The organism is Polaromonas sp., assembly GCF_049790275.1.
In the GTDB taxonomy this organism is placed as follows: Bacteria; Pseudomonadota; Gammaproteobacteria; order Burkholderiales; family Burkholderiaceae_C; genus Polaromonas.
The window spans coordinates 1-21,503 of the sequence record NZ_JBAQYR010000017.1 but is presented as its reverse complement, the minus strand read 5'-3'; the positions used below and the strand labels follow the sequence as shown (position 1 = coordinate 21,503).

The following is a 21,503-nucleotide window of genomic DNA, read 5'->3' as shown; positions in this document are numbered from 1 at the left end:
ATGACCGTCCTGCGCAATGGCCGCGGCCGGCCCACCTGTACCGTTTTGGTACAGGTGTCGCAAGGTGGGACGTTGCACGGACCGGGATGCATATAGCCCCGATTATCAAAAACCGTTTTGAATCAATGCTCTGGCGCTTTACACGGGACTGGCACGGGACTTGAGATGAAGTCCGGGCCCACTCAGGGCCGCTTTGATCAATCGCAAACAACCCCGAAATCAGGAGACAAGATGCTTTACCCAGCCCCAGGCGCCGCAGGCGCCAAAATTGCCTATAAGACCCGCTACGACAATTTCATCGGCGGCAAATTCGTTGCTCCAGTCGAAGGCGCCTACTTTGACGTCATCACACCGATCACCGGCAAGCCCTACACCCAGGCGGCACGCTCCGGCGCCAAAGATGTCGAACTGGCCCTTGACGCCGCCCACGCCGCGGCAGACGCATGGGGTAAAACCTCACCCACCGAACGTTCGAACATCCTGCTGAAAATTGCCGACCGCCTGGAAGCCAACCTGGAACTGCTGGCCTACGCAGAGACGGTGGACAACGGCAAACCGATCCGCGAAACACTGAACGCCGACATCCCGCTCACCGTCGACCACTTCCGCTACTTTGCCGGCTGCGTGCGTGCGCAGGAAGGCGCCCTTTCCGATATCGACGGCGACACGGTGGCCTACCACTTCCATGAGCCATTGGGTGTGGTCGGCCAGATCATTCCCTGGAACTTCCCGATCCTGATGGCCGCGTGGAAACTGGCCCCCGCCATTGGCGCCGGCAACTGCGTCGTGCTCAAGCCGGCTGAATCGACACCCATCAGCATCCTGATCATGGCCGAGCTGATTGCCGACCTGCTGCCGCCCGGTGTGCTCAATATTGTCAACGGCTACGGCCGTGAAGCCGGCATGCCGCTGGCCAACAGCAAACGCATTGCCAAAATCGCGTTCACGGGCTCCACCGCTACCGGCCGCCTGATTGCACAGGCCGCTGCCGGCAACCTGATTCCCGCCACGCTGGAGCTGGGCGGCAAGTCGCCCAACATCTTTTTCGCCGATGTCATGGACAAGGACGACGGCTTCCTGGACAAGGCCATCGAAGGCATGGTGCTTTTTGCCTTCAACCAGGGCGAGGTGTGCACCTGCCCCTCGCGTGCGCTGATTCATGAATCCATCTACGACAAATTCATGACGCGCGTGCTCAAACGCGTGGCAGCCATCACGCAGGGCAATCCGCTGGACACTGACACCATGATGGGCGCGCAGGCTTCCAAAGAACAGATGAGCAAAATCATGTCCTACATGGATGTGGGCACGCAGGAAGGCGCGCAGTTGTTGATCGGCGGCAAGCAGGCGCACCTGGGTGGCGACCTGGAAAGCGGCTACTACGTGCAGCCCACGCTGTTCAAGGGCCACAACAAAATGCGCATCTTCCAGGAGGAAATCTTCGGACCGGTGCTGGCTGTGACCACCTTCAAGGACGAAGCCGATGCGCTGGCCATTGCCAATGACACGCTGTATGGACTGGGCGCCGGTGTCTGGAGCCGCGACGGCAACGTCGCCTACCGCATGGGCCGCGCCATCAAGGCCGGCCGCGTCTGGACCAATTGCTACCACGCCTACCCGGCACACGCCTCCTTCGGCGGCTACAAGGAATCGGGCATCGGCCGCGAGACCCACAAGGTCATGCTTGACCACTACCAGCAGACCAAGAATCTCCTGGTCAGCTACAGCGAGAGCAAGCTCGGTTTCTTCTGATTCCGCGCAAGAGCCAGTGGCTGCCACACGCTGCGGCCCGGTACCCGCGGGTACCCTGACCCCCGCTCCCGGAGCGGGAAAAGAGGATGCAGACCGCGTCGGTCATGGGTGACAATATATGACGCGTGCCGGGGTTTCCCCGCACGCGCCGCCTGTTGCAACCCACTGAGGCCTTCCATGTCATCGATCACCCTGCGCTTCCTGGCCGAACCCAGCACCATCAACTTTGGCGGCAAGGTCCACGGCGGCACCGTCATGAAATGGATCGACGAGGCCGGCTACGCCTGTGCCACACGCTGGGCCAAGCGTTATTGCGTCACCGTCTCGGTCGGCAGCATCCGCTTCCAGCGCCCCATCATGATCGGCGACCTGGTGGAAGTGCAGGCGCGGCTGGCCTACACCGGCAGCACCAGCATGAACATCTCCGTCGAAGTGCGCGCCGGCGACATGAAAACCGGCCAGATGGAAGCCATCACCGAATGTGTGGTGGTGTTTGTGGCGGTGGATCCGAATGGCAAGGCGCTGCCCGTCGAGTCCTGGTTGCCCGAAACACCGGGTGACATCGCACTGGCGCAAAACGTCAAGGCCCATCTGGACCTGGCGCGCGCCGCACAGTCGCACCACTGATGCGGCCCAACGCGCTGACCGGCCGCGATCTGACATCGGCCCTGGCGGTGGTGGTGGTCTGGGGTGTCAACTTTGTGGTCATGAAGTTCGCCCTGCGCGACTTCACGCCTTTCCAGCTGGGCACCGCACGGTATGTGTTTGCCGTGCTCCCGCTGGCCCTGTTCATCCGCCCACCCAACATCTCCTGGAAGTGGCTGGCCTTTTACGGGCTGTTCCAGGGCGTCGGGCAGTTCGGCATCCTATTCGTGGCACTGAAGGTCGGCATGACCGCAGCGCTGGCCTCAGTGCTCCTGCAAACCCAGGTGTTTTTCACCGCGCTGTTTGGGTTTGTGCTGCTGCGCGAGCGCGCCAGCCGGCCGCTGCAGGCGGGCATGGTATTGGCGGCGCTGGGTCTGTCGTGTTTTGCGCTCAACTACATCAACCCGGGCAGCGGTAGCGCATCGGCCACCACACTGGCAGGCTTTGTGCTGACATTGGGCGCCGCCTCCATGTGGGCGATGTCCAACATCGTCGCGCGGCATGTGCAGCAAAGCGGCGTGGCCTATTCACCGCTGGCTTTTGTGGTCTGGAGCGGCATCTTCGCCATCCTGCCCTTCGCGGCGCTGTCTTATGTGTTTGATCCCGAAGCCCTGCGCTGGCAGTGGACAGGCGCACGCGCCTCGAGCTGGCTGGCCGTGGCCTACCTGGGCTGGGTCGCCACCCTTCTGGGCTACAGCCTGTGGACAGGCCTGCTCAAGCGCCACCCGGCCAATCGCGTCGCACCCTTCAGCCTGGGCGTGCCGGTGGTCGGCCTGGCCGCTGGCATGCTGGTGCTCGGCGAGGCCATCACGCCGTGGCAGTGGGCCGGCATCGCGCTGCTGGTGGCGGCGCTGGGCTGCGTGATGCTGGGCGGGCTGTTCAAGCCACGCTGACACGCGCGTCCACCGGGCCTGGTTTGCTGAACCAAGCGGCCAGCAGGTCCAATGCATGACGCACCTTGGCGGGCTGCTCGCCGCGCCGCGGCGTGATGGCATACACCGGCAGATCAGGCAGGTGCCAAGCCGGCAGCACCGGCAAAAGGCGACCGTCGGCCAGTGCACGCCGGTCGTCGTCGCTGACGACAATGCTGATACCCCAGCCGGCCACACACAGTGCATGCAGGGCCGTCACCTGCGTGGCCTGCACCCGCCCTTCCATGCGCACCGTCTGCTGCTCGCCCCCCGGGCCTTGCAACTCGAGCACCTCGCCGCCCGCGGCACCGGGCCGCCCGCCCAGCCAGTCGTGCGACAGGAGGTCCTGCGCCGTAGTCGGCCAGCCGCGTTCAGCCAGGTAGCTCGGAGCCGCGCACAACTGCCGCTTCATGCTGCCGAGCTTGCGCGCCACCAGCGTTGAATCGGCCAGCGCGCCCACGCGCAAGGCGATGTCCACCCGCGCGGCGATAAGGTCGATCACCGCATCGTCCAGCAGCAGGCGCAGCGACAGTTTGGGGTGGCCGCGCAAGGGCGCGAGGGCATTGGCCAGCAGACCACCGAAACCGATGGGGGCCGCCAGCCGCAGCTCGCCTTCGGGTTCGTCGCGCAGGCGCGCCAGCGACTGCTCGGCAGAACGCGCGGCAGCCACCATGGCCGCGCAACCCGCGTGGTAGCGCTCGCCGGCTTCAGTCAGCGTCAGGCGCCGGGTCGAACGGTGCAGCAAGGCCAGGCCCAGCGACTGTTCGAGTTGCCGCAGGTGCTGGCTCACGGCCGAAGGCGTCATGCCCAGCTGCCGCGCAGCGGCAGTCAAGGAGCCGGCTGCCACCACCTCGGCAAAGATGGCCATGCGTTTGAATTGGTCCATTTTTGGTGTGATTGATTAGCTGTACTTCACAGTATTAACCAATTAAGCCATCTATTCAGCAGCTTGTGAAGTAATCAGACTAGGAACCTCATTCACCTTCAGGAGTTTTTCATGAACATCGCACTCATTGGCGCCACCGGTTTTGTCGGCTCTCCCGTTCTTGCCGAGCTGCTCAGCCGCGGCCACAAAGTCACGGTGCTGGCCCGCACGCCCTCCAAGCTGCCCGCGCAAACAGGCCTCGCTGTAGTGAAAGCCGACGCGCTGGATGCAGCGCAAGTGGCCAAAGCCGTGGCCGGCCATCACGCGGTGATCAGCGCCTACAACCCGGGCTGGAGCGAGCCGAAGATTTATGACCTGCACCTGCAGGCCAGCCAAGCGATTGTGGAAGGCGTCAAAGCCTCGGGCGTCAAACGCCTGCTGGTGGTCGGTGGTGCCGGCAGCCTGTATGTGGCGCCCGGCCTGCAGTTGGTGGACACGCCGCCGTTTCCGGCTGCGTACAAGCAGGGCGCGCTGGCCGCGCGCGAAGCATTGAACGAACTCAAAAAAGAAAACACGCTGGACTGGAGCTTTGTCTCGCCTCCGATTGGCCTGGCTCCGGGCGAACGCACCGGCCAATACCGACTGGGCGCCGACAACCTGCTGCCCGGCCAAGGCGACCAGCCGGCCGGCATTTCAGTAGCCGACCTGGCTGTGGCGATTGTTGATGAGATCGAGACGCCGCGGCATGTGCAGAAGCGGTTTACCGTGGCGCATTGAACGAAATCGGCCTCTAGCCCTTGAAATACGGGCGCAAATAGCTACCAAATATATAGCATATCAATCCCCCGCGGCGCCAGCCCTCATCCGGGCGCGCCGTGGCGGATCTGTTTACAAGGGACGCCGGCGCGCGAAACGCACTACGCTGACACCGGCGCGGGCCTGGCGCACCGAGGGCATCACCAGCACGCAGTCGTCGTAGAGCGTGGTCACGGGCTCGGTGTCGTTCCAGCCAATCACGGTGCCGGCCTGCTCGATCAGCTCCAGCCCCTGGAAGGCCTGGGTGAAACGAAACCGGTCGCTGCGCGCCACCACCGGGCCGGTGACTTCCAGCACCCACTGGCGCGGCGCATCACTTTGCAGCCAGCCCGGCAGGGCGTGCTGCAGGGCTTCGGCGTCCAGCGTGCCGGCAGCTTCCAGGAAGCGCACACACATGTCTTCGGCCACCACGCGGCTGCTCAGGTCGCCATGAAAGCCGCATTCCAGCAGGAGTGAACGCGTAGCCGCGTCCTCGCCTTCCGGATCCAGCTCGCCAAACCGGCCGAAGTCGCGCATGCGCACGCCGTCCTTGTGCCCGGCGTCCACCACCACGTGTTCAGGTGCGCGCAGGCGCCGGGCCAGCGCCAGGTTGCGCGGCTGCATGCCGGCCAGCAGCAAGGGGGCTGCGCGTTCGTGCATGGAATGCAGGTCAAGCAGCCAGCCGGCCCGCTCGACAAAGGGCCTGAGTGCTGCGGCACGGCGGCGTTCCAGCGTGCTGCCGCTGGCCAGGCGATCCACCTGCCATTGGCGATTCATGTCTTCATCGACAAAACGCGAGGCGTCGTGGTTGGCCGGGTCAAACCGGTCAAAAGCCGCCAGGTTGCACAGAATCAAAGTCAGTTGACCGCGCCGGGGCTTCACACCCGCCTCCAGCAGACCTTTCAGCGCCCACGCCCCGCACAACTCGTTGCCGTGCACCAGCGCGCTGATCATCACGGAGCGCCCGCTTTGCCCGGAGTCAAAGTGCCAGACCCCTTCCACGCCGGTGTTGCCGGCGCGCCAGGCAGAAAGGTCGGGTACAGGTAGTTCAAAAGCCAACGCTTCAGTCATTCGTGATCTTGGCGTGGTCGACAATTTTCTTGTACTTGGCTGTCTCTGCATCGAGAAACCGGGTCAGGTCGCCCTGGGGTGGTGCGACTGTGGAGCCACTGTCTTCCAGCTTCTTGCGCAGCTCGGGCGACTGCATGGCTTCATCGAATGCCTTTTGGAGTCGCACCCGCACCGGCTCGGGCAGCTTGGCCGGCCCCATCAGCGCAAACCACACACCGATGTCCACCCCCTTGAGCTTGGGATGGTCCGACAACGGGGCAATATCGGCCGCCACGGCAGACCGCTTGGCCTCCGTGATGCCCAGCGCAGTCACTTTGCCGCTGCGGATATGCGGCAGGCCACTGGACAACACAAACACGCCGAAGTCGATGTTGTTGCCGAGCAGGTCATTGGCCAGGGGCGCCACGCCACGGTAGGGAATGTGGGTAATGAACAGGCCGTCTTTTTCCTTGACCATCTCACCCGCCAGATGCAGGGCCGTGCCCACGCCGGAGCTGCCGTAACTGAACTTGCCGGGGTTCTTTTTAACCAGGCTGAGAAACTGTTCCACGGTCTTGACGCCGGACTTCTGCGAGGCCACCAGCACCATGGGTTGTGAGGCAATCAGGCCGATCGGCGTGAAATCCTTGACCTGGTATTTCACCGCGGGGGAAACCAGCCGGCTGATGGCGATTTCGTTGTTGGCCCCCACCAACAGGGTGTAGCCGTCGGGCATGGCGTTGACGACCTTTTGCGCCCCGATGACACCGCCTGCACCGCCCATGTTCTCGATCACCACCGGCACACCCAGGCGCTTGGCCAGCTCATGCGCCAGCGTGCGGCCCGTCAAGTCGGTGCTGCCGCCGGGTGGGTAGCCAATCACGATGGTGATCGGCTTGTTGGGGTAGCTGTCGGTCTGGGCACTGACCGGGGCCGACAGAAGCAGCGCCAGGCTGCCCATCAGGGCTACGCGGCGCAATATGGGAAAGGTTGTCAAAGTGGTCATGGCAAGTCCTGGAGTGAAAGGGGTCCGTGTCGAGACGCCGGGGTCTGAGTCCTCAGTATTTCAAGAAAATCTTTTGCAGCTCTTTTGTGTCGGTCGTTTTGGTCAGGGCCAGGGCCAGCAAAAGTCGAGCCTTCTGCGGGTTCTGGTCGTCGACAACGAGCCAGTCATTGGCGTCATCCTTCACCGAGTTGTTCCGGATAACCACGCCGCTGCCGGTGCGGGTTGCCCGAACGACAAACACCCCTTTGCCTCGAATCTCGTTAAGCGGGCCAACCATGTACTCGGGAACACTCCCGCCGCCCACACCCGCATGAATGATGGCCTTGGCCCCGGAGGCGACAAGCGCGTCGTATGCCGCGCGGGACATGTTCTGATAGCCATAAGCAATATCCACTTGGGGCAGGGCTTGTATCTTGTCGAGATCGAATTCGCTCTGCACCGTATGCGGGCGAATCGGCGCACGATAAAACCTGGCCTGGCCTTCGACCACCAGGCCGAGCGGTCCGTAGGGAGATTTAAAGGTGTCAACCCTGGTGGCGTTGGTTTTGGTGACGTCGCGGGCGCTGTGAATCTCGTCATTCATGACCACCAAGGTCCCTTTCCCCACCGCCTCCTTGCTCGCGGCGACCGCTACTGCGTTGTAGAGGTTAAGCGGCCCATCCGCGCTAAGCGCCGTTCCGGGCCGCATGGACCCGAGCATCACCACCGGTTTGTTGCTTTTGACGGTGAGATTGAGAAAGTAGGAGGTCTCTTCCAGAGTATCCGTGCCATGGGTAATCACGATGCCATCCACCCCCTCCGACTTGAGGAGCTCAGTCACCCGGCGAGCAAGTTGAAGCAGGCGGTCATTGGTGAAGTTGTGCGATCCGATCTGGAAAATCTGCTCGCCCTTGACGTTTGCGATGGTATGGATTTCCGGCACTGCGGCCATGATTTTGTCGACAGCTACCACCGCAGCCTGATAGACGCCGATGTTGGCGCTCGATGCTCCTGCGCCTGCAATCGTGCCGCCGGTGGCGATGAGCACGATGTTTTGTTTTTTCACCTCCTGGGCGAGTCCGGGAATGGCGCAGGCCGTCAATAGCAGGCTGCAAACAAGCCTGCGCGAGATGGATACGACAGATGGGTTCATGGCAGCTCCTGGGGTGAATGAAGTCGGCCCATTGTGCGAACGGCCGGAGTCTGCTCTTGTGCCGTTACGGCACAGTTCATTGCTTTTTTAGAGATCGACTGGCGAAATCAGCCTGCCTCAAGCCTGCGCCAGATGTTTTCAGCCAGAGGACTGAGTCGCCGCTTGGGGCGGTAGATACGCACGTCGATAGCGATTTCCAGCCGTTTGTCGCCCACAGGCACGAGCTGTCCGGCTTTGACGGCGCCAGCCGCCATCGACCACGGCAACCAGGCGACACCCAGGCCTTTGAGGGCGTACTCAATCAGGGCATCGGCCGAGTCGCACTCCACCACCCGGCGCAAGTCAGGCGCATCCGCATGGTTGGCGAGATGATCTTCCACCAGCCGGCCCAGCGCCAGCGTGTTGGCGTAAGCCAGATAGGCAGCGGGCTTGCCCGGCTCCAACCGGTGTTTGCCCTGGCCATGGGCATTGGCGCGTGTCACGGGAACCAGCCGATCTTGCCCCAAGGTAAGGGGGCTGTACTGCCGGGCATTGAGCCGAACAGCCAGCAGCGGGTGGTGGTAGGTGAGCATGAAGTCGGCATCGCCGCGCTCGAACAATTGGGCCGTCTCGGAGAGGGCACGTGTCAGGATGCGGAATTCACCGCCAGCTTGCGACAACACCGGTTGCAGCTTGACCAGCCAGTCGGCCACCAGGGTACGCGCCAAGGTGCGGCCCGTGGCCAAGGTCACGACACCTTCCTGGCGCCCGGCCACGCCCAGTAATTCCTCGCGCGCATGCCCCAGGTTGCGCATCGTCTGCCGGGCGTTGTCCAGCAGGCTGGCACCCGCGGCCGTGAGGGTGACCGGGCTGCTGCCGCGCTCGATCAACGGCGTGCCGGCCCAGGCTTCAAGCGCCTTGATGCGTCGGCCAAAAGCCGGATGGGTGACATTGCGCAGCTCCGCTGCACGGCTGAAATTGCGCGTTTGTTCCAATGCAACAAGGTCTTCCAGCCATTTGAGTTGCATGGGTCCGACTCCTGGTTGCAGCCCGGGCTTCAGCCGCGCGCAGCCTGCAGCACGTCGCGCGTCCTGATGGCTTCACGCCGCGCGGCTTCGGCAAAGTCATCGCCCGACGAGGCATAAATGATGGAGCGCGATGAATTGACGATGATGGGCGCACCGGGTCGCCAGCCGGCTTTCACCGTGGCCACCGCGTCGCCGCCCTGCGCGCCGACACCGGGAATCAGTAGCGGCAGGGTGGGCGCCACGGCGCGCACGCGTTCGATCTCGGCCGGATACGTCGCGCCCACCACCAGGCCCAGCTGGCCGTTGAGGTTCCACGGACCCTGCGCGAGCCGGGCCACGTGTTCGTAGAGCAAGGGCTGGCCTTCGATGGAAGCCAGGCGCTGGTTCTGCAAATCGTCGCCGCCGGGGTTGGAGGTGCGGCATAAAAGAAACGCGCCCTTGCCCTCGTGCTTGAGATAAGGCGCGACCGAATCAAAGCCCATGAAGGGCGACAGCGTCACCGCGTCGGCGCCGTAACGCTCGAAAGCTTCACGCGCGTACTGCTCGGCGGTGCTGCCGATGTCGCCGCGTTTGGCGTCCAGGATGATGGGCACCTGGGGCGCGACCCGGCGCATGTGTTCCATCAGGCGCTCGAGCTGGCCTTCGGCGCGGTGCGCGGCAAAGTAGGCAATCTGCGGCTTGAAGGCAATCGACAGGTCGGCTGTGGCGTCCACGATGGCGGCGCAGAAATCGTAGATCTTGTTGGCGTCGCCCTTGAGCTTGCCGGGAAACTTCACGGGATCCGGGTCCAGGCCCACGCACAACATCGATTGGTTCTGGCGCTCAGCCGCGCCCAGCATCTCGAGGAAAGTCATGAACCATTTTAAGGCCCCCACGGTCGCTCACTGCGTGTAGCTCCCTGCCCCCCAGGGGGGCCGCTGCGCCTGCGGGCCGGCAAAGCCGGACCCGCGCCCCCTGCTTGACAAGACATCTCCCCCTACCGTCGCGCGCGATGGGCAAGCTCCGCGTCTCCTGCGTGATTGAAGAGCGCAGCAAGATATCCCCGATGCCAGGACAATAGCGGCACCCATCACCTTCCGCCACACCTGTCCATGCAACTCTCGCGCCGCCAATTGATACTCCTCGTCCTGCTCACGCTAGCCTGGGGCGTCAACTGGCCGATCATGAAACTCGGCGTTGCCGATTTCCCGCCGCTGACCTTTCGCGCGCTGTCGATCTGGCTGGGCGTTCCGGTGCTGGGCCTGGCCCTGGTGCTGATGAAGGTGCCGTTTTTTGTGCCGCGCGACAAATACCGCGAATTGTTCTGGCTGGGCGTGAGCAACATGTTTATCTGGCACGGCCTGATCATCCTGGCGGTGAAAAACCTCAGCAGCGGGCGCGCCGCGATTCTGGGCTACACCATGCCGATTTTTTCGGCGCTGTTCGGTGCCTGGTTCTTCGGCAACCAGCTCCAGCGCCGCAGCTGGCTGGGTGTGGCCGCAGCCGCGCTGGGCGTGTCGCTGTTGCTGTGGCACGAGCTGACCAACCTGTCGGGCCGGCCCATCGGGGTGCTGTGCGCGCTGGCGGCGGCAGCCACCTGGGCCATCGGCACCCAGAAGCTGCGCAACACCACGATGCCGGTGGCCACACTGACGATTTCCTTCTGGATGACGGTGATGACAGCAGTGGTGATGACCGGCCTGAGCGCGGCCTTCGAAATGACGCAGTGGAAGACGCCTTCCGCCGTGAGCTGGGCCTCTATTCTTTACAACGCCGTGATCATTTTCGGCTTTGCCCACGCGGCCTGGTTTTTCCTGGCGCGCAGCCTGCCGCCTATCGCCTCCACCCTGAGCGTGATGATGATTCCCATCCTCGGCGTGTTCTCGGGCGCACTGGGCCTGGGCGAAGTGCTGCACTGGCAGGACTGGGCCGCGGTGGTGCTGATGGTGGTGGCGATCGCCTCCGTGCTGGCGCCAGCGCGGGCAGCCAAGTGACAGGCTAGCGCAAAGGACTCTCTCCAAGACAAGCAAGGGCCGCGGAACCGGCTTTGCCGGGCCGCAGGCGCAGCGGCCCCCTCGGGGGGCAGCGAACTACACGGAGTGAGCGACCGTGGGGGCCACACTCATGGCCAGGCAAAGGTCATCCCAGGCCTTGGCCTTGTCGCCCAGGCTGCGCAGCAGATAGGCCGGGTGGTAGCTGACGACCACCGGCACGCCCAGGTAGCGGTGTACCTGGCCGCGCAGCTTGCCCAGCGGGATTTTCTGCACATCGGGCACGCTGTCCTGCAGCAGTGACTGGGCAGCGAAGCGGCCTAGCGCAAGAATCATTTTGGGTTGCAGCAGCTCGACCTGGCGCTTCAGGTAGGGCTCGCACTGTGCCACTTCGGCAGGTTCGGGGTTGCGGTTGGCCGGCGGGCGGCACTTGAGCACGTTAGTGATGAACACGTTTTTGGAAACGCCGGCGCGCAACGGCGTGTCGTCGCTTCCGCGCTGCAGGCCCATGGCCAGCAGCATGTTGTCGAGCAGCTTGCCGGCCTGGCCGACAAAGGGCTCACCGGCGATGTCTTCGTTTTCGCCGGGAGCTTCGCCGACCACCAGCCAGTCGATCTGCGGCGCGCCGCCAGCGGCAGCCGGTCCGACGCCAAACACGGTGTTCTTGCGGCTCTGGCACAGGGCGCAGGCGCGGCAGCCGGCAACGGCGGCCTGCAACGCAGGCCAGTCCATCAGCTCCACGCCTGCAGGGCGCGACTGCAGGCCAGGCGCCGACTGCGACGTGGGCGCTCGTACCGGGGCAGGCGCCTGGCGCACGGAAGGCACGGGTACCCGCTCAGGAGGCGCGCTGCGTGCCGCTGGAGTTGCAGCATCAAATCGGGCTTCAGCCCTTTCCGTACGGACATCAACAGCTACTGTATTGATAGCATCAGATACTGGCACAAGGCCGGCGGCGGGCGGCGGCTGCCAGAGGCGCACACCCATTTCGCGCAGCATGGCGCGTTGGCGTTTGTCCAGGTCCAGGCTCATCGCGGCGCCTTCACAATGCCAGGCTCATGACCACCGCGTCTTCGCGCCCCGCGTTCGCAGCCGGGTAATACTGGCGCCGGGTGCCGACGTGGCGAAAGCCGTAGCGCTCGTAAACCGTCCGGGCCCGTCCGTTGCTCAGGCGCACCTCCAGCCACAGCCACTGCGCGCCCTCGCCGCGCGACCACAGCGCCAGCGCGTCGAGCATCACGCGGGCCCAACCCTGGCGCTGGTGTGCCGGTGCCACGGTGATGTTGAGCAGGTGCACCTCGTCCACGCCTTTCATGGCCACGAAATAGCCCAGCAGTTCCGCACTCGGCCCGCTGCCGCCGGTCAACACCAGCGCCTGGTAGCCGGCCTTGAGCGAGTCGCTGAAGTTGCCGCGCGTCCACGGGTGGGCATAGGCACTTTGCTCGACCTGCAGCACCGCATCGAACCATGACTCGGTCATGGCTTCGAACTGGGCTTCGAGGGGTTCGAGAACAGCGCTCATGCGTCATTATCGACCGGCCACCGGGAGGCTGCCGGCCTTGGCACGGGCACGCTCCTCCGTGGTCAGGGCGACCTTGTCGCGGATGTACAGCGGCAGCGCCTGGCTGGCCGGAACGCCGTGGCCGGCGGCCAGCAACGCAGGCGCCAGGCGCAGCATGGCCGTGGCCGTCGGCAAAGCGGTGATGCGCGGCAGACTGTCCGGAAACACCGGAAGACGCGCCGCGTAGACGCCGAAAACATTGCCGGCCAGCAGGTTGTCCGCCGGATCAGGCTGCAGGTTTTCCGGGCGTATCAGGGTGCAGTCGGCCAGGGAGGTCCAGCTTCCGGCCTTGCAGGCAAACCGCTGCACATACATCTCGTCCATGCGCGCATCGAGCAGCGCCGTCACCTGCAGGCTGCCAGCCGCCCTCGGGCCCTGGTGCTGGAAACGGGCTTCCTCCGCCACCGCGAGCAGGGTGTCCAGCGGCAGCACGGGAAGGCGTGCGCCCAGCGCCAGGCCTTGCGCCACCGAACACGCCGTGCGCAGGCCGGTAAACGAACCGGGGCCGCGGCCAAACACCAGCGCATCCAGGCCGGCCAGCGTGAGGCCGGCCTGGCCCAGCAGCTCGAGAATCGCCGGAATCAGTGTGGCGGAAGCCTGCGCGGCGCCAGGGCCGGTGTGCTGCCAGCCGCGGGTGCCGTCGCTGACGGCAATCGACATGCTGTCGGTGCTGGTGTCAAAAGCCAGGAGTTTCATAACCATTTCAACCCTTGACCCTTGTGGCGCCTGCGCCATCAGCTATCAAACCAGGAGCATGTTCTGTGACCCGCCTGGCCTGTGCCCGCACCCCGAAAACGATGCCCAGCGTGACCAGCGCCAGCCCGGCCAGCAAATTCCAGTAAAGCGGCTCGCCGAGGAAGATCACCGCGCCCAGCGCCGACAGGCCGGGCACCACGGCCGTGATCATGGTTGAGCGCACCGGGCCGAAGGACTGGACCATCTTGGTGAAGGTGATGCCCGAAATCACGACCGAGCCCACGCCCTGGAACACCATCTGGAAAACAATCTCGCTCCAGGGCGCGCTGGCCAACCGGGTGGCGATGGCGCCGGAGAGCGCCAGCAGGCTGTAGACCGGCACATAGCTCACAAACGCAAACACGCTGATGGCAATCGTGGCCTGCACCGCCTGCAGCGCATGTTTGCGCACCAGCACCGAATACACGGCCCAGCAGGTGGAAGCGCCCAGGAACAGCAGATCGCCCTTCCAGACCTGGCTGTCGGGCTCGACCCAGGCACGCAGCAGGCTGGCGCCACCCACCATCACGTCGCCCAGAAAGATCAAACCGAGGCCGATGGCGCGCACCGGCGTCACGCGGTCTTTCAGGATCAGCACGGCCATCAGGGTGGTGCTCAGCGGCAGGGTACCGGGCAGCAGCACCGAGGCATGCGCCGCCGGCGCGAAATAAAAGCCGCTGTAGGCCAGGCAGGCGTAGCCGACGCCGCCCACCAGGCCGATCAGCGCCGTCAGCCTGAAGCCCAGCGGCGACAGGCCCAGCCAGCTTGGCGGTGCCAGCGCAGTGCCGGCGTCGCGCGCACGCCGCCAGACCAGCCAGGCGCCCCAGGGCAGCAACACCAGCGCTGCGCCGGTAAACCGCAGCAGGCTGATGTCCAGCGGTGCGAGGCTGCGGTGCGCGGTGGCGCGTGCAATCACGATGAAGGAGGTCCAGATGGTGACGGTCACGATGGCGGCAAGCACGCCCACCGTCTTGGGAGAAAAACGCATGGGGGGATTATCCGGGCAAGCCGCTGGCCTCGGGGCAACACGGATAATCAGCCATGCTCCGTCTTCCCCTCTTTTGCCGGCTGGCTGCCGTGGCAGCCTTGGGCCTGGCCCCCGGCTGGGCGCCGGCCCAGAAAGCGCCGCGTGCGCCCAAACCCGCGTTGCCCCCCGTCGTCGCCAAGGCGCTGGTACGTGCGCAGGTGCCGGTCGATGCCGTCACCCTGCTGGTGATGGACGCCTCCGGCAAACAGCCGCCGCGCCTGGACCACCGCAGCACGGTGCCGATGAACCCTGCCTCTGTCATGAAACTGGTGACCACCTATGCGGCGCTGGATGTGCTGGGGCCGGACTACACCTGGAACACCCGGGTGCTCATGGACGGCAGCCTGTCGGACGGCCTGCTGAACGGCAACCTGGTGGTGCGCGGCGGCGGCGACCCGAAAATGGTGGTCGAACGCCTGCAGGCCCTGCTGGCGCAGGTGCAGGCCAGTGGCGTGAAAGTGATACGCGGCGACATCGTGCTGGACCGCAGCGCCTTCCAGGCAGCAACGGCGGATGCCGGTGAATTCGACGGCGAGCCGCTGCGGCCCTACAACGCACAACCCGATGCGCTGCTGATCAATTTCAAGTCGCTGGTGCTGCGTTTCACACCCGACCTGGCCAGCGGCCGTGCCCTGGTGCATACCGAGCCGCCCATGGCCGGCCTGATGATCGATGACAGCGTGCCGCTTGCCCGCGTGTCCCGCTGCGGCGACTGGCGCGGCGAGCTGCAAGCCAGCCTGGACAACCCCAACCGCATCCAGTTTGCCGGCAGCTACTCCATGGCCTGCGGCGAACGGGTCTGGCCCACGGCGTACGCCGAACCCGCCACGTTTGCGGCCCGTGCCATCGAAGGTTCGTGGCGTGCACTGGGCGGCCTGCTGACCGGCAGGGTGCGCGACGCCACCGCCGCCGAACTGGTGACGCTGCGCGCCCGGGGCACGCTGTCCGGCGAAAAAGCGCCGTTGCGGCTGGATGCGCCTTCGCTGCCGCTGCGCGAGATCGTGCGTGACGTCAACAAGTTCTCCAACAACGTCATGGCCCAGCACCTGTTCCTCACGCTGGGGCGCCATGCCCAGCCGGGTGAACATGCGCAGGGCTCGCCGGAGGCCGGCCGCAGCGCGCTGGCCGCCTGGTGGAAAAAAACCGTGCCGCGGCTGCCCGCACCGGAGATGGACAACGGCTCGGGCCTGAGCCGTACCGGGCGCATCAGCGCGGCCAGCCTGGCTGCCATGTTGCAGGGCGCCGCACAAAGCCGCGTGGCACAGGACTTCGTCGATTCCCTGCCGGTCGCCGGCGTGGACGCCACCATGCGCGCGCGCGCCAAGGCAGTCACCGGGCAGGCTTTCATGAAAACCGGCTCGCTGCGCGACGTGGCCGCCGTGGCCGGGTATGCCAATGGGGCGAGTGGCGCACGCTACATCATCGTCGGCATCATCAACCACCCGAACGCAGGCGCCGGCCGGCCCGCACTGGACGCCTTGATCCAGTGGGCCGTGCAGGAGCGCTGACACGCTGCAGATTCAACACAACCAACTTCACCCAAACAATGAACGACTGGATTGATCTGCTCGGCTACAGCGCGGCCTGCCTGACCACGCTGAGTTTCATACCGCAGGTCTGGCACACCTTCAAGACAAAGGATGTCAGCGGCATCTCCGCCGGCATGTACAGCGTGTTCACACTGGGCGTGGCCTTGTGGCTGGGTTACGGCATCGTCCTGCGTGCCTGGCCGATTGTTGCCGCCAATGCCGTCACACTGGCCCTGGCGCTGGCCATCCTGCTGATGAAGCGCAGGTATGGGCAGCCCGCCTGAGCGGCGGCCCGCCCCTGGCGTCTAGACGGCGCTGCCTCCCAGCGTGAAATAAATCGTCGCCCCCTGTTCGGGCGCGGCTTCGGCCCAGACCCGGCCGCCATGCCGCATCACGATGCGCTGCACGGTGCTCAGGCCGGCACCGATGCCGGGAAAATCCGACGACACATGCATGCGCTGGAAGATGCCGAACAGTTTCTCGGCCTGGGCCATGTCGAAACCGGCACCGTTGTCCCTGAAGAAATAAACCGTCTCGCCATCCGCCCCGGCCTGGCTGCCGACAGCGATGGCGGCACGTTGCTTTTTCGAGGTGAATTTCCAGGCGTTGCCGGCCAGGTGATCGACCAGCTGCTTGAGCAGTGCCGGGTCCCCCTGCGCGATGAGCGCCGGCTGCACCTCGATCTGCGCCGCGCGCTCCGGGTCGGCTTCCTGCAGCGCGGCAAAAGCGCCCTGGGCCAGCGCACCCAGGTCCACCGCCTGCACTGCCATGGGCGCGCGCAGCAGCCGCGAGACGGCCAGCAATGCGGCGATCAGCTCGTTGATGTTGCCCACGCCCAGGCGTATGCGCTGCAGGTAGTGCGTGCTGCGTTCCGTATTGCCCTTGGCCACCGCCCCTTCCAACAGGCGGCTGAAGCCGTCGATGGTGCTCAGCGGTGCGCGCAGGTCATGCGAAACCGAATAGGAAAAGTTCTCCAGCTCCTTGTTGGCGGCCACCACTTCGGCACTGCGCTGGTTCAGCTCGTCTTCGAGAAGGCTGGTGATGCGCAGGATTTCATGCTCCGCCGCAGCAACGTCGCTGCCGTCACGTATTTTCTGCAGCAGCGCGGCCATGGCGGGCACGGCACTGACGGTGGGAAAGTCGGAGGATGTAGCCATCTCAGCCCCAGGGCCCGGCTGCCGGTGCCCGGTAGCTTGTCAAGTTCAACGCAAATGTCATCAAGGTCCTTTTGCTTTTTCTGTCTACCGCGCGGCGCGGCCGAGTCCACTATGCACTGCAGGGCAGTTGGCCGTCAAGCTGAGCGACCCGATGCTGGGTCGCTCAGCGGTTCACGCTTTTCTGCCGTATTGGCCCGCGGCAACGGCGGCCACCAGATGATTCACAAAGCTGCGTGCCGGCGCACCGAGGGAGCGCCCCTGCAGCGACAAAATCTGCAGGCTGCGCTGCTCCAGCAAAGGCTCCGTTACAGGAACAGCCACCAGCGTGCCGGCCGCGACCAGGTGCGCAGCGCTCAGGTAACTCGACAGCGTCAGCACTTCGCCGGTGGCCGCCAGCGCCAGCAGGGCCGCATAGTTGCCTGAATAAATGGCCTGGTACTGCAGGCCCTGCAGGCCGCAGCACAGGTCAAAGGCCTGGCGCACCGTGGTGCCGGCGGCGGGCAGCGCGATGGGGTGGCGCACGACGTCCGCAATCGACACGCGCCGGCGCCGGGCCAGCGCGTGTGAGGCGGCAACCAGCACCATGATGGGCGCGGCGCGGTTGAGTTCTATCTGCAGGCCATGCTCCGGCGCGACCGCAAACTTCAGGCCGATGTCGGCTTCCCCGCGCAGCAGGCAGCGGCTCACTTCGTCCGAAGATCCGACCTGCAGGAAGATGCTGGTCAGCGGGTGGCGCGCATGGAAGGACGCCATGGCGCCCGGCATGAAGCCGGCAGCAAAACCTTCGGTGCAGGCCACATGGATGCGGCTGGTGCGCTGCGCGTCCAGCCCGCGCAGCTCCTGCGCCACGCGTTCGGTTTCCTGCTCGGCCATGCGCACATAGGCCGCCAGGCGTTCACCGGCCTCGGTCAGCACCATGCCGCGCGCCTGCCGGTCGAACAACACACAGCCCAGGCTGCTTTCGAGTTTGGCCACCTGCCGGCTCACTGCCGAAGCGGCCACATGCACCTGGCCGGCCGCCTCGCTGACCGAGCCGGTGCGGGCCACTTCCATGAAGTAGCGGGTGGCGGTGGAAAGCAGGGGAAGCGACATCGCGGTTGATTCCGGTTGCGAAAAAGGCAAAGGCCCTTGCCAATTCTAATATTGTGAATTGAAAGTTTGATCCATACAATTTTTGCAATGGTCTGGCATGTGCCGGGCCCAAGGGGTTTCACGGCATGACACGCGCGCAACTGCTCCAATCACTGGCCGGCTATTTCGACGGCGGCGGCTTTGAAAGCGACCTGGATCGCCGCGTCGCCTGGCGCACCGAAAGCGATGCCGGCCCGCCCGGCGAGGTGCTTGCCGGCTACCTGCATGAAGAAATGGTGCCGGCACTGGCCCGCATGGGGTTCTCCTGCGAGGTCAGCGCCAACCCCGACCCGCGCGGCGGGCCCTTCCTGGTCGCCCGCCGTGTCGAAGACCCGTCCCTGCCCACCGTGCTGACCTATGGCCACGGCGACGTGGTCAACGGGCAAAGCACCCAGTGGCGCGAGGGGCTGGACCCCTGGCGGCTCAGGATTGAAGGACAGCGCTGGTACGGGCGCGGCACCGCCGACAACAAGGGGCAGCACAGCATCAATCTCGCCGCACTGGAACACACGCTGCGCGCCAGGGGCGGCCGCCTGGGCTACAACGTCACCTGGCTGCTGGAAATGGGGGAAGAAGCCGGCTCGCCGGGCCTGGCCGAATTCTGCACGCGCCAGCGCGAAGCCCTGCGCGCGAACCTGCTGATTGCCTGCGACGGCCCGCGTGTATCGGCCGACCGGCCCACGCTGTTTCTGGGCTCGCGCGGTGGTGTCAATTTCCAGTTGCAGGTCAAAAGCCGGGACCGTGCCTACCACTCCGGCAACTGGGGTGGTGTGCTGGCCAACCCGGCCATTGTCCTGTCGCATGCGCTGGCCTGCCTGGTGGATGCCAAGGGGCGGCTGCTGGTGGAAGGCCTGCGGCCCCCGCCCTTGCCCGATGACATACGACAGGCCCTGCACGGCATCCAGGTGGCGGACGGCGAAGACGACCCCGAGATCGACCCGGCCTGGGGCGAGCCCGGACTCACACCCATCGAAAAGCTGGTGGGCTGGAACACGCTGGAAATCCTGGCCATGGGTTCGGGCTCGCCGCAGCGGCCCATCAATGCGATTCCCGCCAGTGCCACTGCTTTCTGCCAGCTCCGTTTCGTGGTTGGCACGCCGTGGCAGGATCTTGAAAAAATCCTGCGTGCGCACCTGGATGCCCACGGCTTTCCGATGGTGCAGATCGAGCTCACCTTCGGCGCGCGGGCCACCCGGCTGCCCCTGGACAACCCCTGGGTCGCCTGGGCCTTGACATCCATGGCGGCGAGCGCACAGCGCCCGGTCACCCTGCTGCCGAATCTGGCGGGCTCGCTCCCCAACGATGTGTTTGCCGACGGCCTGGGCCTGCCCACCCTGTGGGTGCCGCACTCCTACCCGGCCTGCGCCCAGCACGCCCCCAATGAGCACCTGCTGGCCGACGTGGCGCGCGAAGGGCTGCAGATCATGGGCGGCCTGTATTGGGACCTGGGCGAAGCCCGGGGCCTGCCCTGGCACTGACGGGCCAACACCTGTTCCTTTCGTCATCCCTCCACCAACCACCTTCCCGGGAACCTCCATGCCTTACCCCTCGCGGCGTTCAGCCCTTCGCACCGTGGCCGCCACACTTGCCGCGGCAACCGCATGGCCCGCGGTTCAGGCGCAGCCCGCCTGGCCCAGCAAGCCGATCCGGCTGGTGGTGCCTTTCCCGCCCGGCGGCGGCACCGACCTGGCGGCGCGCATCATCGCCGAACGGCTGTCGGCGCGGCTGGGGCAGCCGGTGGTGATTGACAACAAGCCCGGTGCGTCGACCGCGATTGGCGTGGTGACCGTCAGCTCCGCGGACCCGGATGGCCACACCCTGCTGTTTTCAGGTTCAAGCAGCTACACGGTCAACCCGGCCGTGCGCCGCAAACTGGGCTACGACCCCTACAAACAGCTCTCGCCCCTGGCGCTGGTGGCGCGAGCGCCGCTGGTGCTGGTCACGTCGGCCAGCGGGCCGCACAAAACGCTCAAGGACGTGACCGCCAAGGCGGCCGCCCGCCCGAAATCGGTGACCTACACCACCTTCGGCACGGGCTCCGCGCCGCACCTGGCCGGTGAACTGCTGGCCCATGCCACCGGCACCCAGCTGTCGCCCATCCCCTACAAGGGAAGCGCCGAAGCCAGCATCGGCGTGGCGCGCAGCGACGTGGACCTGGGCATCGACACCATGGCAGCGGTGAACCCGCTACTGCAGTCGGGCAAGCTGCGCGTCCTGGCCGTGATCAGCGAAAAACGCTCCTCGCTGATGCCCAGCGTGCCGGCCTATGGAGAACTGCAGCTGTCTTCCGCGCTGCTGGATGCCTGGTACGCGATGGCGGGGCCACCGGCCATGGCTGCTGCAGTGCGCGACAAGCTGCTGGCAGCCCTGGGCGCGGTGATGGCCGAACCCGAGGTCCGGAAAAAACTGATGCTGCAATCCATGGAGCCCGCCATGCTGGGACCCCAGGCCCTGCGCGAAGTGATGGACTCGGAAATTTCGCGCTACCGGGCGCTGGTCGCGCGGGCCGGCATCAGCCTGGACTGACAGCCTAACTGGCCGTCAACCCGCGGCAGCCCGGACCAGCCGGTCACGCACGCCATCCCAGGCCGGATCGGCCGGCGGGTGTTCGATCCAGATCAGCTTGACGCCTTGCGCGTCGAAATCGCGCAGCACGGAAAAAAGCTGCTGCGCAGCCGCGGCAGCGTCGTCGGGCATGCGGCGGTAAAGCACCTGCGTCGACTTGATGCGCACAATCGCGCGGGCATACACCGCGATGTGTGCAGCGTCGGGGCCCAGCAGGTCGAGCGCGGTCTGGATGGCGCCGGCATCCATCAGCCGCACCTTGGCATTGGGCGCGTAGTGCGACTCCAGCGTGCCGGAAGCGCGCGGGGCCTCTGCGCCCATGAACTCCTCGTTGCCCAGCACCGCTTCGCCGCAAGCGGTTTCGAGCTGCGCGCGCGTGAGCACGCCGGGGCGCAGCAGCACAGGCCGGCTGCGAGTGCAATCGACGATGCTGGACTCGATGCCGACCTCGCACGGCCCGCCGTCGAGCACGAGCAGGCTGTCGCCGAATTCTTCAGCCACATGTTTCGCGGTGGTCGGGCTGACCCGGCCGAATCGGTTGGCGCTGGGTGCAGCTACCCCCTTTGTACCCAGGTCCAGACCGGCCTTGAGCAGGGCGCGCGCCACCGGGTGCGCAGGGCAGCGCAGGCCGATCGAGTCCTGCCCGCCGGCGGCGGCGGCGGCAACAC

The 21,503-nt window shown here is 65.5% G+C and carries 22 protein-coding genes; 9 read left to right on the top strand and 13 right to left on the bottom strand.

Annotation, left to right across the window (positions count from 1 at the left end):
• The first annotated feature begins 231 nt into the window (after positions 1-231).
• The 3 genes from exaC (at position 232) to WA904_RS02595 (ending at position 3,290) form a co-directional block, all read left to right on the top strand.
• Positions 232-1,752 carry an acetaldehyde dehydrogenase ExaC gene (gene exaC, locus WA904_RS02605; RefSeq protein WP_425195569.1) on the top strand — a complete coding sequence of 507 codons (1,521 nt, stop codon included), beginning with the start codon at positions 232-234 and terminating at the stop codon, positions 1,750-1,752.
• A gap of 177 nt (positions 1,753-1,929) precedes the next feature.
• On the top strand, positions 1,930-2,379 hold the full coding sequence (locus WA904_RS02600) for an acyl-CoA thioesterase (RefSeq protein WP_425195568.1): 450 nt from the start codon (positions 1,930-1,932) through the stop codon (positions 2,377-2,379).
• Positions 2,379-3,290 (top strand): EamA family transporter, encoded by a 912-nt coding sequence (locus WA904_RS02595; RefSeq protein ID WP_425195567.1) that lies wholly within the window; start codon positions 2,379-2,381, stop codon positions 3,288-3,290. Before WA904_RS02600 ends, WA904_RS02595 begins: the two co-directional genes overlap by 1 nt.
• Here the strand turns inward: WA904_RS02595 and WA904_RS02590 are convergent.
• The gene (locus tag WA904_RS02590) at positions 3,277-4,194 is read right to left on the bottom strand and encodes a LysR family transcriptional regulator (protein ID WP_425195566.1); all 918 of its coding nucleotides are present in this window, start codon (positions 4,192-4,194) and stop codon (positions 3,277-3,279) included. The genes WA904_RS02595 and WA904_RS02590 overlap by 14 nt on opposite strands.
• A 111-nt stretch (positions 4,195-4,305) precedes the next feature.
• On the opposite strand from WA904_RS02590, the gene WA904_RS02585 reads away from it, so the two are divergent.
• Positions 4,306-4,950 (top strand): NAD(P)-dependent oxidoreductase, encoded by a 645-nt coding sequence (locus WA904_RS02585; protein ID WP_425195565.1) that lies wholly within the window; start codon positions 4,306-4,308, stop codon positions 4,948-4,950.
• A gap of 111 nt (positions 4,951-5,061) precedes the next feature.
• Here the strand turns inward: WA904_RS02585 and WA904_RS02580 are convergent, their stop codons facing one another.
• The 5 genes from WA904_RS02580 to pyrF all read right to left on the bottom strand — a co-directional run bounded on the left by WA904_RS02580 (position 5,062) and on the right by pyrF (position 10,017).
• On the bottom strand, positions 5,062-6,039 hold the full coding sequence (locus WA904_RS02580; RefSeq protein WP_425195564.1) for a succinylglutamate desuccinylase: 978 nt from the start codon (positions 6,037-6,039) through the stop codon (positions 5,062-5,064).
• Entirely contained in the window at positions 6,032-7,024 is a 993-nt protein-coding gene (locus tag WA904_RS02575; RefSeq protein ID WP_425195563.1) for a Bug family tripartite tricarboxylate transporter substrate binding protein, read from the bottom strand. Before WA904_RS02575 ends, WA904_RS02580 begins: the two co-directional genes overlap by 8 nt.
• 52 nt (positions 7,025-7,076) lie before the next feature.
• Positions 7,077-8,156, bottom strand: coding sequence for an asparaginase (locus WA904_RS02570; RefSeq protein WP_425195562.1), 1,080 nt, complete (start codon positions 8,154-8,156; stop codon positions 7,077-7,079).
• Between the two features lie 107 nt (positions 8,157-8,263).
• Complete coding sequence (locus WA904_RS02565; protein ID WP_425195561.1) at positions 8,264-9,163, bottom strand: LysR family transcriptional regulator; 900 nt, start codon at positions 9,161-9,163, stop codon at positions 8,264-8,266.
• Positions 9,164-9,192: 29 nt separating this feature from the next.
• Complete coding sequence (gene pyrF / locus WA904_RS02560; RefSeq protein ID WP_425195560.1) at positions 9,193-10,017, bottom strand: orotidine-5'-phosphate decarboxylase; 825 nt, start codon at positions 10,015-10,017, stop codon at positions 9,193-9,195.
• A gap of 237 nt (positions 10,018-10,254) precedes the next feature.
• Between pyrF and WA904_RS02555 the strand changes: the two genes are divergently transcribed.
• The gene (locus tag WA904_RS02555; RefSeq protein WP_425195559.1) at positions 10,255-11,136 is read left to right on the top strand and encodes a DMT family transporter; all 882 of its coding nucleotides are present in this window, start codon (positions 10,255-10,257) and stop codon (positions 11,134-11,136) included.
• Between the two features lie 96 nt (positions 11,137-11,232).
• Here WA904_RS02555 and WA904_RS02550 read toward each other — a convergent pair whose 3' ends face one another.
• From WA904_RS02550 to WA904_RS02535, 4 genes are read right to left on the bottom strand one after another with little or no spacing between them, the layout of a single operon-like run.
• Positions 11,233-12,162 (bottom strand): uracil-DNA glycosylase family protein, encoded by a 930-nt coding sequence (locus tag WA904_RS02550; RefSeq protein ID WP_425195558.1) that lies wholly within the window; start codon positions 12,160-12,162, stop codon positions 11,233-11,235.
• 10 nt (positions 12,163-12,172) lie between these two features.
• Positions 12,173-12,652 carry a ribosomal protein S18-alanine N-acetyltransferase gene (gene rimI / locus WA904_RS02545; protein WP_425195557.1) on the bottom strand — a complete coding sequence of 160 codons (480 nt, stop codon included), beginning with the start codon at positions 12,650-12,652 and terminating at the stop codon, positions 12,173-12,175.
• Positions 12,653-12,658: 6 nt separating this feature from the next.
• Positions 12,659-13,387, bottom strand: a complete 729-nt coding sequence (gene tsaB / locus WA904_RS02540; RefSeq protein ID WP_425195556.1) for a tRNA (adenosine(37)-N6)-threonylcarbamoyltransferase complex dimerization subunit type 1 TsaB — start codon at positions 13,385-13,387, stop codon at positions 12,659-12,661.
• Between the two features lie 7 nt (positions 13,388-13,394).
• Positions 13,395-14,414 (bottom strand): DMT family transporter, encoded by a 1,020-nt coding sequence (locus WA904_RS02535; RefSeq protein WP_425195555.1) that lies wholly within the window; start codon positions 14,412-14,414, stop codon positions 13,395-13,397.
• A gap of 53 nt (positions 14,415-14,467) precedes the next feature.
• Between WA904_RS02535 and dacB the strand changes: the two genes are divergently transcribed.
• Both dacB and WA904_RS02525 read left to right on the top strand, forming a co-directional pair.
• Complete coding sequence (dacB, locus tag WA904_RS02530) at positions 14,468-15,961, top strand: D-alanyl-D-alanine carboxypeptidase/D-alanyl-D-alanine endopeptidase (protein WP_425195554.1); 1,494 nt, start codon at positions 14,468-14,470, stop codon at positions 15,959-15,961.
• Positions 15,962-15,999: 38 nt separating this feature from the next.
• Positions 16,000-16,266, top strand: coding sequence for a SemiSWEET family sugar transporter (locus WA904_RS02525; protein WP_425195553.1), 267 nt, complete (start codon positions 16,000-16,002; stop codon positions 16,264-16,266).
• Positions 16,267-16,287: 21 nt separating this feature from the next.
• On the opposite strand, the gene WA904_RS02520 is transcribed toward WA904_RS02525, so the two are convergent.
• Entirely contained in the window at positions 16,288-17,139 is an 852-nt protein-coding gene (locus tag WA904_RS02520; protein ID WP_425195552.1) for a sensor histidine kinase, read from the bottom strand.
• Between the two features lie 171 nt (positions 17,140-17,310).
• Positions 17,311-18,231 carry a LysR family transcriptional regulator gene (locus tag WA904_RS02515; RefSeq protein WP_425195551.1) on the bottom strand — a complete coding sequence of 307 codons (921 nt, stop codon included), beginning with the start codon at positions 18,229-18,231 and terminating at the stop codon, positions 17,311-17,313.
• A 125-nt stretch (positions 18,232-18,356) separates the two neighbouring features.
• Between WA904_RS02515 and WA904_RS02510 the strand changes: the two genes are divergently transcribed.
• Positions 18,357-19,748 carry a M20 family metallopeptidase gene (locus WA904_RS02510; protein ID WP_425195550.1) on the top strand — a complete coding sequence of 464 codons (1,392 nt, stop codon included), beginning with the start codon at positions 18,357-18,359 and terminating at the stop codon, positions 19,746-19,748.
• Between the two features lie 58 nt (positions 19,749-19,806).
• The gene (locus WA904_RS02505) at positions 19,807-20,796 is read left to right on the top strand and encodes a Bug family tripartite tricarboxylate transporter substrate binding protein (protein ID WP_425195549.1); all 990 of its coding nucleotides are present in this window, start codon (positions 19,807-19,809) and stop codon (positions 20,794-20,796) included.
• A 15-nt stretch (positions 20,797-20,811) separates the two neighbouring features.
• Here the strand turns inward: WA904_RS02505 and WA904_RS02500 are convergent.
• Positions 20,812-21,503 (bottom strand): L-threonylcarbamoyladenylate synthase (locus WA904_RS02500; protein ID WP_425195548.1); only part of this gene is annotated, 692 nt, incomplete at its 5' end.

What these genes read in the sequence shown, in the direction of transcription:
- WA904_RS02570 (WP_425195562.1), bottom strand. Translation starts at nt 8,156, where the DNA reads ATGAACCCATCTGTCGTATCCATCTCGCGCAGGCTTGTTTGCAGCCTG.
- rimI (WP_425195557.1), bottom strand. Translation starts at nt 12,652, where the DNA reads ATGAGCGCTGTTCTCGAACCCCTCGAAGCCCAGTTCGAAGCCATGACC.
- WA904_RS02505 (WP_425195549.1), top strand. Translation starts at nt 19,807, where the DNA reads ATGCCTTACCCCTCGCGGCGTTCAGCCCTTCGCACCGTGGCCGCCACA.
- WA904_RS02600 (WP_425195568.1), top strand. Translation starts at nt 1,930, where the DNA reads ATGTCATCGATCACCCTGCGCTTCCTGGCCGAACCCAGCACCATCAAC.
- WA904_RS02590 (WP_425195566.1), bottom strand. Translation starts at nt 4,194, where the DNA reads ATGGACCAATTCAAACGCATGGCCATCTTTGCCGAGGTGGTGGCAGCC.
- WA904_RS02555 (WP_425195559.1), top strand. Translation starts at nt 10,255, where the DNA reads ATGCAACTCTCGCGCCGCCAATTGATACTCCTCGTCCTGCTCACGCTA.
- WA904_RS02535 (WP_425195555.1), bottom strand. Translation starts at nt 14,414, where the DNA reads ATGCGTTTTTCTCCCAAGACGGTGGGCGTGCTTGCCGCCATCGTGACC.
- WA904_RS02580 (WP_425195564.1), bottom strand. Translation starts at nt 6,039, where the DNA reads ATGACTGAAGCGTTGGCTTTTGAACTACCTGTACCCGACCTTTCTGCC.
- WA904_RS02550 (WP_425195558.1), bottom strand. Translation starts at nt 12,162, where the DNA reads ATGAGCCTGGACCTGGACAAACGCCAACGCGCCATGCTGCGCGAAATG.
- WA904_RS02575 (WP_425195563.1), bottom strand. Translation starts at nt 7,024, where the DNA reads ATGACCACTTTGACAACCTTTCCCATATTGCGCCGCGTAGCCCTGATG.
- pyrF (WP_425195560.1), bottom strand. Translation starts at nt 10,017, where the DNA reads ATGACTTTCCTCGAGATGCTGGGCGCGGCTGAGCGCCAGAACCAATCG.
- WA904_RS02525 (WP_425195553.1), top strand. Translation starts at nt 16,000, where the DNA reads ATGAACGACTGGATTGATCTGCTCGGCTACAGCGCGGCCTGCCTGACC.
- WA904_RS02565 (WP_425195561.1), bottom strand. Translation starts at nt 9,163, where the DNA reads ATGCAACTCAAATGGCTGGAAGACCTTGTTGCATTGGAACAAACGCGC.
- exaC (WP_425195569.1), top strand. Translation starts at nt 232, where the DNA reads ATGCTTTACCCAGCCCCAGGCGCCGCAGGCGCCAAAATTGCCTATAAG.
- WA904_RS02595 (WP_425195567.1), top strand. Translation starts at nt 2,379, where the DNA reads ATGCGGCCCAACGCGCTGACCGGCCGCGATCTGACATCGGCCCTGGCG.
- WA904_RS02520 (WP_425195552.1), bottom strand. Translation starts at nt 17,139, where the DNA reads ATGGCTACATCCTCCGACTTTCCCACCGTCAGTGCCGTGCCCGCCATG.
- dacB (WP_425195554.1), top strand. Translation starts at nt 14,468, where the DNA reads ATGCTCCGTCTTCCCCTCTTTTGCCGGCTGGCTGCCGTGGCAGCCTTG.
- tsaB (WP_425195556.1), bottom strand. Translation starts at nt 13,387, where the DNA reads ATGAAACTCCTGGCTTTTGACACCAGCACCGACAGCATGTCGATTGCC.
- WA904_RS02510 (WP_425195550.1), top strand. Translation starts at nt 18,357, where the DNA reads ATGACACGCGCGCAACTGCTCCAATCACTGGCCGGCTATTTCGACGGC.
- WA904_RS02515 (WP_425195551.1), bottom strand. Translation starts at nt 18,231, where the DNA reads ATGTCGCTTCCCCTGCTTTCCACCGCCACCCGCTACTTCATGGAAGTG.
- WA904_RS02585 (WP_425195565.1), top strand. Translation starts at nt 4,306, where the DNA reads ATGAACATCGCACTCATTGGCGCCACCGGTTTTGTCGGCTCTCCCGTT.